This is a genomic window from Acinetobacter sp. TYF_19 (genome assembly GCF_043105125.1).
Lineage (GTDB): Bacteria > Pseudomonadota > Gammaproteobacteria > Pseudomonadales > Moraxellaceae > Acinetobacter > Acinetobacter johnsonii.
On the sequence record NZ_JBICLH010000007.1, the window covers coordinates 1 to 14,972 of the forward strand.

Annotated in this window: 15 protein-coding genes and 1 pseudogene; 5 read left to right on the plus strand and 11 right to left on the minus strand. The window is 38.8% G+C overall.

The features are described from left to right. From ACF8FD_RS00270 to ACF8FD_RS00290, 5 genes and pseudogenes are all read right to left on the minus strand, one after another. Nucleotides 1–624: pseudogene (locus ACF8FD_RS00270) on the minus strand (transposase); the annotation flags it as partial. Nucleotides 625–690: 66 nt separating this feature from the next. Beyond that, complete coding sequence (locus tag ACF8FD_RS00275; RefSeq protein ID WP_058870629.1) at nt 691–912, minus strand: hypothetical protein; 222 nt, start codon at nt 910–912, stop codon at nt 691–693. A 23-nt stretch (nt 913–935) separates the two neighbouring features. Then, nucleotides 936–1,856: a copper resistance protein B gene (locus ACF8FD_RS00280; RefSeq protein ID WP_058870630.1), complete on the minus strand. Its 921-nt coding sequence runs from the start codon at nt 1,854–1,856 to the stop codon at nt 936–938. Beyond that, the gene (locus ACF8FD_RS00285) at nt 1,843–3,846 is read right to left on the minus strand and encodes a multicopper oxidase domain-containing protein (RefSeq protein ID WP_234304361.1); all 2,004 of its coding nucleotides are present in this window, start codon (nt 3,844–3,846) and stop codon (nt 1,843–1,845) included. Before ACF8FD_RS00285 ends, ACF8FD_RS00280 begins: the two co-directional genes overlap by 14 nt. An 89-nt stretch (nt 3,847–3,935) precedes the next feature. After that, the gene (locus ACF8FD_RS00290; protein WP_004281865.1) at nt 3,936–4,232 is read right to left on the minus strand and encodes a hypothetical protein; all 297 of its coding nucleotides are present in this window, start codon (nt 4,230–4,232) and stop codon (nt 3,936–3,938) included. Nucleotides 4,233–4,380: 148 nt separating this feature from the next. Here ACF8FD_RS00290 and ACF8FD_RS00295 point away from each other — a divergent pair, with 148 nt between their 5' ends. After that, nucleotides 4,381–5,061: a heavy metal response regulator transcription factor gene (locus ACF8FD_RS00295; RefSeq protein ID WP_004679347.1), complete on the plus strand. Its 681-nt coding sequence runs from the start codon at nt 4,381–4,383 to the stop codon at nt 5,059–5,061. Next, nucleotides 5,054–6,454, plus strand: a complete 1,401-nt coding sequence (locus tag ACF8FD_RS00300; RefSeq protein WP_044111300.1) for a heavy metal sensor histidine kinase — start codon at nt 5,054–5,056, stop codon at nt 6,452–6,454. Before ACF8FD_RS00295 ends, ACF8FD_RS00300 begins: the two co-directional genes overlap by 8 nt. A gap of 38 nt (nt 6,455–6,492) precedes the next feature. Here ACF8FD_RS00300 and ACF8FD_RS00305 read toward each other — a convergent pair whose 3' ends face one another. The 6 genes from ACF8FD_RS00305 to ACF8FD_RS00330 form a co-directional block, all read right to left on the minus strand. Further along, entirely contained in the window at nt 6,493–7,776 is a 1,284-nt protein-coding gene (locus ACF8FD_RS00305) for an MgtC/SapB family protein (RefSeq protein ID WP_005093349.1), read from the minus strand. Continuing rightward, complete coding sequence (locus ACF8FD_RS00310) at nt 7,773–10,148, minus strand: heavy metal translocating P-type ATPase (RefSeq protein ID WP_279679354.1); 2,376 nt, start codon at nt 10,146–10,148, stop codon at nt 7,773–7,775. The genes ACF8FD_RS00305 and ACF8FD_RS00310 overlap by 4 nt, the downstream gene beginning before the upstream one ends. A gap of 11 nt (nt 10,149–10,159) precedes the next feature. Next, nucleotides 10,160–10,810: an isoprenylcysteine carboxylmethyltransferase family protein gene (locus ACF8FD_RS00315; RefSeq protein ID WP_234304363.1), complete on the minus strand. Its 651-nt coding sequence runs from the start codon at nt 10,808–10,810 to the stop codon at nt 10,160–10,162. Continuing rightward, nucleotides 10,807–11,079, minus strand: coding sequence for a DUF2933 domain-containing protein (locus tag ACF8FD_RS00320; protein ID WP_234304364.1), 273 nt, complete (start codon nt 11,077–11,079; stop codon nt 10,807–10,809). Before ACF8FD_RS00320 ends, ACF8FD_RS00315 begins: the two co-directional genes overlap by 4 nt. A gap of 28 nt (nt 11,080–11,107) precedes the next feature. After that, entirely contained in the window at nt 11,108–11,539 is a 432-nt protein-coding gene (locus ACF8FD_RS00325; RefSeq protein ID WP_004681444.1) for a hypothetical protein, read from the minus strand. 602 nt (nt 11,540–12,141) lie between these two features. After that, nucleotides 12,142–12,384 (minus strand): DUF2789 family protein, encoded by a 243-nt coding sequence (locus ACF8FD_RS00330; protein ID WP_004281876.1) that lies wholly within the window; start codon nt 12,382–12,384, stop codon nt 12,142–12,144. A gap of 473 nt (nt 12,385–12,857) precedes the next feature. Between ACF8FD_RS00330 and ACF8FD_RS00335 the strand changes: the two genes are divergently transcribed. The 3 genes from ACF8FD_RS00335 (at nt 12,858) to ACF8FD_RS00345 (ending at nt 14,848) form a co-directional block, all read left to right on the plus strand. After that, complete coding sequence (locus tag ACF8FD_RS00335; RefSeq protein ID WP_004681441.1) at nt 12,858–13,238, plus strand: copper resistance protein CopC; 381 nt, start codon at nt 12,858–12,860, stop codon at nt 13,236–13,238. A 64-nt stretch (nt 13,239–13,302) separates the two neighbouring features. Continuing rightward, nucleotides 13,303–14,184: a CopD family protein gene (locus tag ACF8FD_RS00340; RefSeq protein ID WP_279679466.1), complete on the plus strand. Its 882-nt coding sequence runs from the start codon at nt 13,303–13,305 to the stop codon at nt 14,182–14,184. Nucleotides 14,185–14,653: 469 nt separating this feature from the next. Then, the gene (locus ACF8FD_RS00345) at nt 14,654–14,848 is read left to right on the plus strand and encodes a heavy-metal-associated domain-containing protein (RefSeq protein ID WP_004281879.1); all 195 of its coding nucleotides are present in this window, start codon (nt 14,654–14,656) and stop codon (nt 14,846–14,848) included. Nucleotides 14,849–14,972 lie beyond the last annotated feature (124 nt).

The window sequence follows — 14,972 nt, forward strand, 5'->3', positions numbered from 1 at the left end:
AAACCTGATTTTCTCGGATTGGTTCTTTCAATGGTTCAGGCGCATGCCGTTTTAGTCTTCTTCTCGGTTTAATACGCAGATTCAGTGCCAACTCACAGTAAATGCGGTAAACCCGCTTGTGATTCCAGCAGCAACTCTCAACATGCCGTAAATACGAGAAGCACAAACCAAAGCCCCAATCGGAATTTTCCTCAGTGAGTTCAATGAGCTGTTCAGCAATGAGTGCATTGTCATCGCTGAGTTTGGCTTGATAGCGGTAGCAGGTTTCACTAATGCCAAATGCTTTACAAGCCAAACGAATACTAATGGCATGCTGGGCAACTGCCTGTTGTGCCATCTTACGCCGGCAAGATGGCTTTACCACTTTTTTGCCATCGCTTCCTGGATGATTTCGGCCTTTAATCGCTCTTCCGCATACATCTTTTTAAGTCTGGTATTTTCGGCTTCTAGCTCTTTCAGTCGAGCCATTAATGATGTATCCATACCACCATATTTGGCACGCCATTTATAAAAGGTAGCATTACTCATGCCGTGTTCACGGCAAAGGGTCGCTACAGGTGTGCCAGATTCTGCCTGTTTCAAGATGGACATGATCTGACTGTCAGTAAATTTAGATGTTTTCATGCAGAATCTCCTGCTCGTATCTTAAGAGAAAATTCTACTTTTAGATCCTATTATTTTTAGGGGGGATTACCCTTTAAAAAAGCTTTCTTGCAATATATAAGCAGCTGCTTTAGCGATATCACGCTCAGATGTTGGTTTTTTAGTTGGCATATCAAAAACTCTCATAAGTGATAATTTTAAGCATGTTTTTAACCACTGCATAAAAATAGACCAAAAATTAAGCTTTTTTAGTTTTACAGATTCGAAAATAAATAGTAATAATTCATGAATAGTAGCCGAAGCTACCATTCATGAATCCAAATCATACTATTTTAAAAAACTAATTCGATGCCTGCACCATATTTCCATCCCTTTTCAGACTCTGTTGCCTCTTGCATAGAAGTGGCTTTCTGTCCTTTTTCATATTGGTAAGCAACATCAATGAAAGGTTTAATTCGCTTAGTAATCTCATATCGGGTTTTGATACCAGTTTTTAGTTCTGATAAACCTGATTTTGCAGCATAGTTAGAATCATCGCTAAATATTACATCTGCTTCGATATAAGGTTGAGTAATAAGTTTCTGAGTTAAAAGCAAATCACGTTCTAATTCAAAACTTGCTCCCCAAAAATTATTCTCACCGCCATAAAGATATGCTTGTGTTTCAAAGAAATAAGGAGCTAGACCTAATATACCAATAACCCCATCCACTCGATCGCTGCTGCTGTTATTTTTATCTTCACTATATCTTACCCCAGCTTGTACATCCCAAAATGGGGCTACGTTACGGCTATAAAGTGCTGATACAGCATATTTTGGATCATTACTTTCTGACTTTTCCGAATTGGCTTCAATAAATAGACGATTTTCATCTGTTCCAATTAAAGTTTCAAACTTTGTTCCTAGGTTGCCCTTACCGTCTTCATCAACCATCCATTCATTTTCAAGTTTTGTTGCTTGATAAATTTGTCCGCCATGTTCTTTAAGATGATCATCATGAGATGGGGCTGATCTCTTTCTTGCGGTCAGAATAATATTATCTCCCCCATTTGCATTTTCCATTGAATAATATTCTGGATACAATTCTTGGGGGCTATATCTTAAGCCACCAGACTCCTGTAATAAGACTCTCATACCATTTGTAATATTACTGTCTTGTACAGGAGTTTCATTTTTAGCGAACGTTAGATTTGATAATCCAAATAGCGCAATCATCAAAGTTGTTTTTGAAAACAAATTATTAGTGATGTGCATGTGGATTTACTCCCTTCTCATTTACTTGGGACTGAGGAACAGTCTTTGTAGAATTACCATCTTCCACTTGAGCTACAATGAGTTTATTCATCATTCCTGCACTCATATGGTAAAGCAGGTGACAATGAATAGCCCACTCACCTAACTCATCAGCTGTGAGTAGAGTGGTTATCGTTTTCCCAGGTGGAACAATTACCGTATGTTTGTTTGGCATATTGCTTGGATCCTGACCATTCTCAAGCTGCATAAACATGCCATGTAAGTGCATTGGGTGAGCCATCATACTGTCATTGACAAATTTTAAGCGAATACGTTCACCATACTTCACCACTAGTGGGTCGGCTTCATTAAATTTTTTACCATTTATTGTCCAAATATAACGCTCCATGTTTCCACCAAGACGGATCTCTATTTCACGTTCAGCTGCACGAGTGTCTTTTTGAGGATCTAACGATTGCAAATCACTATATTGCAATGCTTTATTACCTTCAGGTGTTGAAGCATTTGCCCATCCAAATACGGTATTATCATTCTTGTCTGAAGCCGCCTTAACAGTAGCGCTATTCATCGGCATATCATGATCCATACCTTTCATAGAAGACATATCGTGATTCATGCCTTTCATAGAAGACATATCGTGATTCATGCCTTTCATAGAAGACATATCATGATCCATACCTTTCATTGAAGACATATCATGATTCATACCTTTCATAGAAGACATATCGTGATTCATGCCTTTCATAGAAGACATATCGTGATTCATGCCTTTCATAGAAGACATATCATGATCCATACCTTTCATAGAAGACATATCGTGATTCATGCCTTTCATAGAAGACATATCATGATCCATACCTTTCATTGAAGACATATCATGATTCATACCTTGCATTGAAGACATGTCATGATCCATCCCCATATCTTCCATAGTCAATAAAGAGCGAGGACGAGGTTTAGGCATCTCAATTTGTTTTACAGGTAAGGTATTTTCATCATGTAAGGTTCCAACCGAAAAACCAGTACGATCAATAGATTCAGCTTCAATTTGGTAATGTGCTTGTTTTGGTTCCACAATGACATCATAAGTTTCAGCAGTACCAATACGGAACTCATCTACAGGAACGGGCTTTACAGGTTGACCATCAGCACTGACTACAGTCATTTTTAGGTTTGGAATGCGTACATCAAAGAATGACATAGCGGAAGCATTAATAAAACGAAGGCGAACTTTTTCACCAGCTTTGAAGTTACCCGTCCAATTTTGCTGAGGTGTCTTGCCATTCATTAAAAATGTATAACCAGTCACATCGGACATATCTGTTTTCAGCATTCGCATCTGATTCCACATAGAACGGTCTTGCCAAGTCGCTTTTAGCCCATCACGTTTAACTTGTTTTAATACATCGAATACTGTTTCGCGGCGGTTCTGATAGTAGTCTGCTTCTTTTTTAATATTTTTCATAATTTGATCACTTGTCGAATTATGAAAATCAGAAAGCAAAACAACGTAATCTTTATCGGTTTTTTCAGCAGCTGTTAGTGGAGTTTTATCTTTAGGATAAATAACAAAAGCACCATATAAACCGTCTTGTTCTTGTCCTTTACTATGTGAATGATACCAATAAGTACCATTTTGGCGGACTTTAAACTTATATTCATAAGTTTTATTAGGGGCAATGCCATTAAATTTGTTAAATCCAGGTACACCATCCATAATTCCAGGTAATAATAAGCCATGCCAATGGATTGAAGAGTCCTGATTTTTTAACTTATTGTGAACACGGATAACGGCCTCATCACCTTCTTCAAATTCAAGAAGTGGTGCAACGAATTTACCATTTACAGTAATTCTCTCAACTGGTTTTCCTGTGATATTTACAGTTTGTTCAGCGATTGTTAAATCATATTCTTTAACTGCCGCCATTACCCAAGTTGATGAAAATAAACCAACTCCAATTAAGAGTATATGACTTAACTTTTTTGACATTCTATCTCACCTTTAGAAAGGTCAAGATTGAAGTAATAAAGCAAATATTTAGTATAAACTTTAATACTTCTTTCTCGCTATTTATAAAATTATTTATTGCTACTAGGCATATTCATCTTTGAATGATCCATTTTAGAATGGTCCATATTCATCATAGAATGATCCATTTTTGACATGTCAGATGAGTTAGGAGACTGATGTTGACTATGATCTTGCTGAGTCTTGTCATCTTTTTCCATTTTACAAGGTTTTGTACAAGGTTCCTGTGCTTTTACCGTTTTAGTGGCACTTGAGGTTGATACATCTTTTGCCCAAGATTGAGTACCAGCAATTAAAGTTCCAGCACACATTAAAATTGTTAGACTACGACGCACTACAGTTTTCATAAGTTTCTCTAAAAGTTAATTTCTTGCTACTACAATAAAGTGAAGCACTGAACATCTAAGTGACTTGAAAATGACATTTTTGTAATCTATCTCGATCAGATGTTTTATAACGTTATTATAGTTTTAATGAATGACTTAGGATTCGGAAATGAGAATACTATTAGTTGAAGATGAACAAAAAACTGGTGATTATCTCAAGCAAGGTTTATCCGAAGCTGGCTATATTACGGACTGGGTTACAGATGGGTTAACGGGTAAACATCAAGCTCTTTCTGAAGAGTATGACTTAATTATTTTAGACGTGATGTTACCTGGACTAAATGGTTGGAATATTATCAATGATATTCGTAGCAGCGGTAAAACAATGCCCATTCTTTTTCTTACCGCCCGAGATCAAATCGAAGATCGAGTAAAAGGATTAGAGCTAGGCGCTGATGATTATTTAGTTAAGCCTTTTGCTTTTGCAGAGCTTCTAGCTCGAATAAAAACGCTCCTTAGACGAGGGCAACAAAGAGAAGATAATAATATTATTAAGATTGCTGATTTAGAACTTGATTTGAGAAAACGTCGGGTAACACGAGCAGGTCAACGCATTGATTTAACGGCTAAAGAATTTGCTCTTATGGAGCTTTTTATGCGTAGAAGAGGTGAAATTCTACCAAGAGCACTTATTGCATCTCAAATTTGGGATATGAACTTTGATAGTGATACAAATGTAGTTGAAGTCGCTATTAAACGATTAAGAAATAAAGTAGATAGTAATTTTACCCCTAAGTTAATTCAAAATATTAGAGGAATGGGGTATGTATTAGAGGTAGAAGATGAATAATAAATTATTCAAATCTATCAGTTTTCGTATTGGTATTATTTTCTCATTATCGACTATATGTATTCTCATTATGATGGGGTTTTTCATCCATAAATTAGTGATGCATCATTTTGAAACGCAAGATCGTACCCAATTAGAAGGTAAAATCCAGCTAGTTCAAAACCTTCTTAAACAAAACCCTAAAAACTCTCCAAAACTTAATTTATATTTGAAAGATGCTTTAGTTGGGCATCATGATCTGATTGTTCAAATTGAACGACCCACAGGCCAAATTCTATTCAGTACTGCCCCTTCAATGATTAATTCCCAAAAGTTAATGAAAACAGCGGATAGTTCGTGGATTGAGTGGAAACTTCAGGGTAAAACTTATCGGGGGATTATCTATAACGCGAATATAGTTGAAAATTCTGAAATAAAATCTACTCAAATTATTGTCGGTATAGATACCTCTGAGCATCTACATTTTTTAAATGATTTTAAGCGTCAACTTTTTTACATTGGTTTAGCCGGTACGATTTGTTTAATGTTTTTAGGCTGGTTTGCAACCTGGAGAGGTTTAAGACCCGTGCAAAAAATGGCTAAGGTCGCAGAAGGCATTTCTGCCCAACATCTTTCAGAACGTTTAGAAGTTGAGCACACACCAACAGAACTAAAATCATTAGCAATTGCCTTCAATGATATGCTCGACAGACTAGAATCAGCTTTAGAAAGGCTTTCCGATTTTTCATCTGATTTAGCGCATGAAATTAGAACACCGATTAATAACTTAATGACTCAAACTCAAGTATGTCTTGCCCGTAAACGAGATACCAGTACCTATCAAGAAGTACTATTTTCTAATTTAGAAGAATTAGAACGTTTGGCTCGAATGGTATCCGATATGCTTTTCTTGGCAAAAGCAGAACATGGCCTAAAATTACAGAACTTACAGAATATTGACCTGGTTAAAGAAGTTACAGCCTTATTTGATTTCTATGATGCGCTAGCTGCCGAAAAAAATATGACGCTTCAACAAACAGGATCTGGAAATGTCAAAGGTGATCCTGCTATGTTACGTCGAGCACTCAGCAATCTATTATCTAATGCAGTTAAATATGGAAATAAGAATTCTACAATACGCATAAAACTTCAACAGAATTTAGATAACACAATATTTTCAATTGAAAATGAAGGCCCTGAAATCTCTCCTGAACAACTATCCAGGTTATTTGATCGATTTTATCGAACAGATGCATCTAGACAAAGAACAGAAGAAGGAACCGGCTTAGGGCTCGCGATAACAAAATCTATTCTTGATATGCTTGGGGCGACCATCCAGGCTGAATCCCTCAATGGTCGAATCATTTTTACCATTGTTTTTCAAAGTGAATCCATGCAAGGGGAATCATTTTAACTCATTTTTTGAACATCTTCCATTTACCCGAGTTGACCTTACATAAAGCTCAAACTGAGAGCCAGAGCTACGCCAGCACCTATCATGGCAATTGTGTAGCCAAATATGATAGCTCGGCCAAACTGTGCCCCCCCTGTCATCCATGCAATTGTCGCTTTGCTTAACATGTTGCTCAGTGTGGCCAGCCCTAGCGCGACAGCAGCCACATTTGTTGTTAAGCCTTCAGTACTATGCAGGCGGGCAAGTGAGACTAAAATAGCATCTACGTCTGCTAGCCCAGAAATAGTCGATAATACGAAGATGCCGCTGGTGCCCAACCATTGTTTTGCTGCCGGGACCAAGACTGCCATGACAGCCAGGAAAGCAGCGAAGCTGAATGCTGTCCCAAGATCAAAAGGAGCCATTGCTTCTATTGTTCGATCGTTGTTTTCAGCGCTGGTAATTTGGCGTTGTCTCCACAATGCCATACCCAGCAGAAGGATTCCCGCAATCATCATTGCACCACCAAAAGTGCTTAGCAATGCTGGCTCAATGACGCCTATCAGCACAACCATACGAAAAAACATGATGCCACAGGCAGCCAATGTTCCAGAAATAGCAGCACTGACCATGACGGGGTGCTGGCGTGTATAGCGTGCCAGTGCGACAGTTGCAGCTGTAGAAGATGCCAAACCACCCAATAGACCTGTCCAGAGTATGCCTCTTTCTGAACCGGTGAGCCGCATGGCAAAATGACCTGCCAGAGAGAGTCCGGCAATCAGGATCACTGCCCACCATAACTGGTAAGGATTTAATGCAGCAAAAGGTCCCATACCCGTATTGGGTAAGTAAGGTAATATAACGACAGAAAGTACCAGTAACTGTAGAGATGCGGTTAATTCACGATGTTCGATCAAGCGTAACCAACCATGTAAGGTTGGCTTGAGATCCAAAAATACAGCCACGATGACAGCCGCTGTTAATGCTAAAGTAACATTACCATGGGATGCATATGCACCTAGAACTAATGTCAACAGCATCGCGATCGTCGTGGTAGCGCTTAAATTACCGGAAATTTTTGCGGTACGCGCGTAGGATACCGTAAGTAAAAGGGAAAGCCCTAATACGGCTGCGACTAGTGGCCAAGGCCCAAAGTTTGGCTGTAGATGACCCAGCACTCCTCCGAGTAATCCTGTCAATGTGAAGGTACGTAGGCCTGCTACTCGGCTGCCTTCTGGCAGTTCACGATCATTCCATCCTCGTTCTAAACCAATGAGCAGGCCGATGGCAAGTGCTGCAATCAGGCCTGATACATCTGGTGGAAGAAAAAGACTCTCTATCATAGCTTTTTATGTCGCAGGCGAAGGGCATTGGTGATCACTGAAGCGGAGCTAAAACTCATGGCCAAGGCCGCAATCATGGGTGACAACAACCAACCGGTAAATGGGTAGAGTACGCCAGCTGCGATTGGGATACCCAAGGCATTGTAAAGGAAAGCAAACATGAGGTTCTGTTTCATGTTGCCAACAGTAGCTTCCGAAAGGGAACGGGCAACCGCGATACCGCGTAAATCCCCCTTGACCAGCGTAACTTGAGCACTATTCATTGCGACATCAGTTCCGGTCCCCATAGCGATACCGACATCAGCCTTGGCTAGTGCTGGTGCATCATTGATTCCATCGCCGGCCATTGCCACGATGCGACCTTCCTTCTGCAATTTGCTGACAAGTTCGAGTTTATCTGCGGGTTTAACTTCACCATGTACCTCATCAATACCCAGACGTGATGCGACTGAACGGGCAGTGGTGAGACCATCTCCTGTTGCCATCACGATACGTAGTCCAGCTTCCTTCAGGGTGGCAAGTGCTTCAGGGGTACTTTTTTTGATGGGATCGGATACTGCAAGCAGGCCGGCCAATTCACCATTGATGGCTAGATGCATCACACTTGCACCTTCTGAACGCAGCTCTTCGGCTTGCGGAATCAGAGATTGTACCGAGATACCCAATTGCTCCATCAGTGCTGTGTTGCCCAAAGCTAACTGACGATCGCCCACTTGACCTCGAACACCAATCCCTGAGCCCGATTCAAAATTATCTGGTGTTTCAAGAGACAGGCCACGTTCGTGTGCTGCGTTTACAATCGCTTCGGCTAGCGGGTGTTCACTGCCTTGATCAAGACTGGCGGCTAAACGTAATACTTCAGATTCGTCAAAATCTGATGCGGCAACTACACGATCGAATACAGGGCGTCCTTCAGTTAACGTACCTGTTTTATCGATGATTAGTGTGTCAATCTTGCGTAGATTCTCAATGGCTGCTGCATCACGGAACAGCACACCATGAGTAGCACCTTGACCCGTCGCAACCATGATAGACATTGGAGTTGCCAAGCCTAGTGCACAAGGACAGGCAATAATGAGTACTGCCACAGCATTGATTAATGCATAAACCCAGCTTGATTCTTCTGGGCCGAATAGTCCCCATCCAAAGAAGGTAAGCAAGGCAATGGTCACTACAGCCATGACGAACCAACCTGCTACCTGATCAGCCATACGTTGCATTGGTGCTCTCGATCGTTGAGCTTGCGCCACCATCTGTACGATCTGGGATAACATGGTACTTGAACCAATTTTCTCTGAACGCATGATTAGGGAACCATTGGTATTCAGGGTAGCACCAATGACTTTATCACCGATGCGTTTAGTGATCGGTAAAGGTTCACCTGTCAGCATCGATTCATCCACTGAACTACTTCCTTCAGTGATTACACCATCCACAGGCACTTTTTCACCTGGGCGAATTCTGAGTAAATCTCCTACATGGACATGCGTTAGAGGAACATCTTCTTCAGTTCCATCAGGCAGGATTCGGCGAGCTGTTTTAGGAGCGAGCCCAAGGAGTGACTTAATTGCAGCAGAAGTTTGCGAACGTGCTTTTAACTCCAATATTTGTCCCAGTAGGGTCAATGAAATGATGACCGCTGAAGCTTCAAAGTAAACAGCGACACGACCCATGGAAATAAATGAGTCTGGGAAGATTTGCGGTGCAATGGTTGCGACCACACTATAAATAAATGCAGCTCCAGTGCCCAAACCAATCAGCGTCCACATGTTCGGGCTGCGATTCACAACCGATTGCCAACCCCGGGAAAAAAATGGCCAACCTGCCCAAAGTACAATTGGGAGTGACAACACCAGTTCAATCCAGCTCTGAACAGCCATATTGAACAGGTTCATTTGATGACCAAACATCGCCAAAAAAGTCACGATGATGGTCAATGGCAGTGTCCACCAGAAGCGTCGGCGGAAATCACGTAACTCCGGATTCTCATCTTCCTCTAATTCAGGAATGAGTGGTTCCAGTGTCATTCCGCATTTAGGACAGTTTCCAGGATGATCCTGTCTAATTTCTGGATGCATTGGGCAAGTATAGATGGTCGTGCCTGTTGTGCTTGCCTCATTAACGGCTTGAGCAACCTGATGATGCTGTGTGTGTGCATCGGCATTCATAGTTCCAGATTTAGTGATGTATTGCACAGGGTTGCTATGAAACTTTGATTGACATTTATCACTGCAAAAAAAGTAAGTTTTCCCCTTAAATTCCTCATGGTATTTCGATTCTTTAGTCACTGTCATACCACAGACTGGGTCTTTCAATACGTCTGTTGTAGCCTGCGCCATATGGTCCTGGTTATGATTGTTTTGGTCTGACATAAATAATTCTCTTATGGAAAAGTGGTTTTATGGCCGAATTTTGGAATAAATCTTGGAGTCTGTTGAGCATAGCTGTCATAGACAGCGCCAAACTGTTTACTCATTTCAGCCTCTTCCTTAATTGCCAAGCGGCTGTACATTAAGAGTAAGATTGGAAACATAATCAGTGTCAGTAAAGTTGGCCATTGCAATAAAAACCCCAGCAAGATCAAGATAAAAGCCACGTATTGGGGGTGACGTATGCGCGCATAAGGGCCTGTGATCGCTAAAGAATGCTGACGTTGCGCGTTGTACAGCACGTGCCATGACGTTGATAACAGGTAAAATCCATAGCCCAAGAAAACGTAACTGGCGATATGCAAAATGCCAAAATGTGGATCACCTTTTTCACCTAATAGCGTTGACCACAAGTGACCTGCATTATGAGAAAGTAAGTCAAGTTGAGGGAAGCGAGTTTGAAGCCAACCAGATAACAGGTAAATGGTTAAAGGAAAACCATACATTTCGACAAATAGAGCAATGATAAAAGCCGAAAAGGCCCTAAATGTACGCCAATCGCGCGCAGTGGAAGGTCTAAAAAAACTGAAAGCGAACATGATAAAAACTGCTGAGTTAATGATAACCAGCGTCCATAAACCATAAGCCGATTCCGCATGATTCATGAGGGGTCTCCTGGTTCGCGTGATTTTTTATTATCTGATGTGTCTGGATTTTTCTGTTGATGATGGTGATGTCCATGACCACCATGCATAAAAATATGCATGAGTGGGCATGCTAAAAGGAGTAAAAAGGGTAAAACACCATCGACATGGGCCAAATGCTCGGTTAAGAGAAAATAGGCTGCCACACCACCAATCACGAATAGGCCGATGGCATAACGTGTAGACCAAAAGTTAGGTACTGAATTATGTTCTTGAGGTTGATGGTTCATGGTGCTTCCCTCTCTAATTCATGGGTAATTATTTAGTTGTGGAGGGAGGCATACAGTCCATCATCATCTGCATCATGGATTGCATCATGTCCATACGTTTTTCCATCATTTGCTGACGGTCAGCCATATTTGCATTCATGCTTTGGCCGCTCATCTGTTTCATCATGCTCATACCTCCTTGCATGAGTTTCATGTGCTCAGCCATAAGTTTTTGACGTTCTTGAGGGTTTTTTGCAGCCATCATCTTTGCATGCATGGCTTGCATTGCTTTCATGTGCTGGTCCATTGCAGCCATTTTATCTGTAGCAGTGGTGCTGGTAACTGTTTGCTTAATTGTTACTGCAGATGGTGCTGTTTTTTCAGGATGGTGATCTTTGTGTTCATCGGATTGCTGTGCAAATGTATTCAATGACGCGGCTGCGATACATAAGCCCAAAAAAATGTTTTTGAATTTCATCATAATTTTTTCCTTTAAATAATTTGGAAGTAAAAGCTATGTTTTAGTACTGAACAGAGACTAGGAATTTGACTACTAAACTGATGAAATTTTTGGTTATTCTCTGTCTCTCTTAAAAATTTTAGCACTATTAATTAATTATTTTTAAAAATGACAAAAATGTAATTTTGAGATCTTCTCGAAATATATAGTCTATGCTGAGATGACAAAAATTTTATTTAATATTAATCTTTTAAAACTATTAAAGTTGTTATGATTTTATGTGCTTAAAAATAAAAATGAAATGATTAGATGACTCCAAGGCTAGTTAGAGACACATTCTTAATGTAATTTACACTGTTATTCCTTTAAAGAAAAAATACAGTTGATCAAAATAGTTTTTTTATAGAAAAAAGGGTGGATAATTTAATTATTAAACTTATTGGTATATTTATTAGATAGAAGGTAAAGAAGATTATTTTTAATATTAGGGTTTATAATCCAAATTTCAGAGTAAGGAATCTACTACTTATATAATAGAGATTCCATCTCCAAAACAGTACTACTGTATGAATGAGTTGTATTCAATGCAGGGAAGAATGTAGATCCTTAATACTAACGGAAAATTATTTTACTGAATTTTCATGTAAAGACTCATTTAATTGATCAATCACTGTCGTCCATTCACCATCAGAGTGTAGTTTTTCTTCTAAAAAATGACGTTGAGCATCAGTCCAAAAAATTGCTTGTGTTAAAAAAACATCTCCAGCTAGCTGATGGCTCTCTATGAATTTTGCAATTGCTTCTTCAGTAGAAGCTAAACCAAGCTGTTCAAATAATTTGGTCATTCTTGGACGTGTTTGAGTCATGTGCTTAGCCCATAAATTTATATTAGATCAAATTAAACATAACATGTTTATATTTAAACTAAAATATAAAAAATTAAATAGCTACGGCTTTGTTGCACAAAGATTTCATAACTATATGATTTTAAAAGTTTTGATTATTTTTTGATCCAAAATTAAATCTATTTAAATCAGATGCTTACATATTTATGCAACAAAGCCAATAGCTACTATTTTCTTAGACAAAATGATTACTACATTTCATAAATCAACCACCTACATAATTTGTTTGTTAAATGATCATTATTTTTCAATAAGATTATTTTAATAGTTAAAGATTTTAAATTTTAAAAATGACAAAAATGTAATTTTGAAGTCATCGCTCTGTTTCTGTCTCTCACTAATAATTGAAATATAAGAGGAGATGATGTGGTCTCATTAAATATAGATTTTATAAAGTCATCTCTAATGAACTAACGAATCAAGAGGAAACGTAAATGAAATTATTTCAAAATAAAATGACTGCTCTACGTAATGTTGTAGTAGCTGCAACGATGATTGTGGCTACTACAACTACGTTCGCTCATGTGAGTTTAGTGAGTGCGATTCCTGCGGAAAATGCATCTATCCTTAGTCAACCAAAGAACTTGACCCTTAACTTTGGTGCAGAGGTTATGTTGATGAATATTAAGTTACTGGATGCTCAGCGAAGAGATGTTCCTTTAAAATATAAAGTTACTCATGACTTAAAGAAATCCTTTGATGTCGCTCTTCCGAAACTGAAAAAAGGTAAATATACCGTTGTCTGGACAACAATGGGGAAAGATGGTCACAACATGAATGGTGAATATAGTTTCACTATCAAATCAACTAAATAAGAATTGATTACCTTTCAACATGTCAGTGAGGTGCTGGCATGTTGTTCTAGAATGGACAAAAATAATGATTTCTGAATATTGGATGTGGGCCACTTGGTTAACTAAGGTTATTTTATATTTAAGTGTAGCTTTTGTCGTTGGTGGAGCCTTTTGCTATTTTTTACTTAGACAATATCTTGAACTAAAAGAATCGATTCTTAAATATATTACAATTGGCGCTGGATTAGGCCTAATTTCCAGTACCTTGGGATTTTTTATTCTGATTGGTAGTTTTGCCAATACTGGTATTACAGGGATGGTGGACCCCACGTATATTAATATATTGGTTAATACTCCGACGGGGTATATATACGTTCTTCGTTCTATTAGTTTTGCTCTTTTACTTCTTCTCATGGTGGTTAAACTTAACAGGAACAAAGGTCAGTTTTCTATAATTGAAAGTTCAATATTTTGTGTTTTACTTCTCCCGATTATTTTTAGTTTTTCCCAGCTCGGACATGTCGCTAATTTAACCTTACTTGCTCAAATTTTATTATCAATCCATATTCTAGTTATGTCGTTATGGATGGGGTCTTTATATCCGTTATGGAAAACCAGCCGGGAAATAAGTTGTTTACCTTTAAAAGATCGCATGCATGTATTTGGACGTATTGCTGCTTTCATTGTTGGGATATTAATCGCCTGTGGCGCTAGTGTAGCTCTTCTTTTAATTAAAGATTTTAATACCTTAATCAATACTGCATATGGCTATGGTTTCATGGTTAAAATGTTTTTTGTTATAGGTATTCTACTTTTAGCTGCCTTCAACAAATGGTATTTCACCCCGCGTCTTCAACATCCTAAATTCGCTAAACACCTTAGTCATGCCATTTTATTTGAGATGTTATTAGGTCTATCAATTCTATTAACAACAGGCTATATAACCACTGTCGTGGGTATTGAATAAGAGAATTTCAAAATAAGGGAATTGAGGAAATTTAACATTACTGCATTTATCTTTTGTAGCTGAGCAATAAAGTTTCTACTGGACTGCCAACTTACGACAATCAGAACAGTAAAATCGCATCATGAGGCATTATACATAAAGGTAGTCACCGGTTTTTAGCTTATCTTCAACCCATAACGGTCTCATCTATTCAGTTCACTACCATTGATTGAAATAACTAATCTTATAAATTTCAGAGTGATCGTAGATGATAAAAATGTCATTTTAAAGTCACATTAATGTTGGTTAAGTACTTTTACTGTAGTCATTAGAACACTCTTCTTTGGAATACTCTGAAGAAAACTGTAAGGTTGTAAACAGACCAAGTTACAGCGAGTAACTGATTCAGAAAAAGGCTGGTTGTATGGTGAAAGTTTAGAGTTACTGTTCTAATGTTTTAAACAAATGTTTTGTTAAAAAGGAGCAACATATGAAATTTCACATCGCTAATATGACTTGTGGTGGTTGTGCACGCGGCATTACTACCGCAATTAAAGAGCTCGACTCGAATGCCTCACTCGATATTGATTTACAAAACCGTATTGTTGAAATCAACACAACGGTGAGTCAGGATCAAGTCATTGCCACTCTCAGTGAGCGTGGATTTACAGCTGATCCTGCTTAATCTCTGTTAGAGTAACAGTGGGAATTCCTTACCACTTTTACTCTCTCTTATTTTCCTCATCGTACAGATTAAACCTGTACTTGCTTGAAATAAAAGTAATCCCTGAATTCCCCCTAATCTTGGT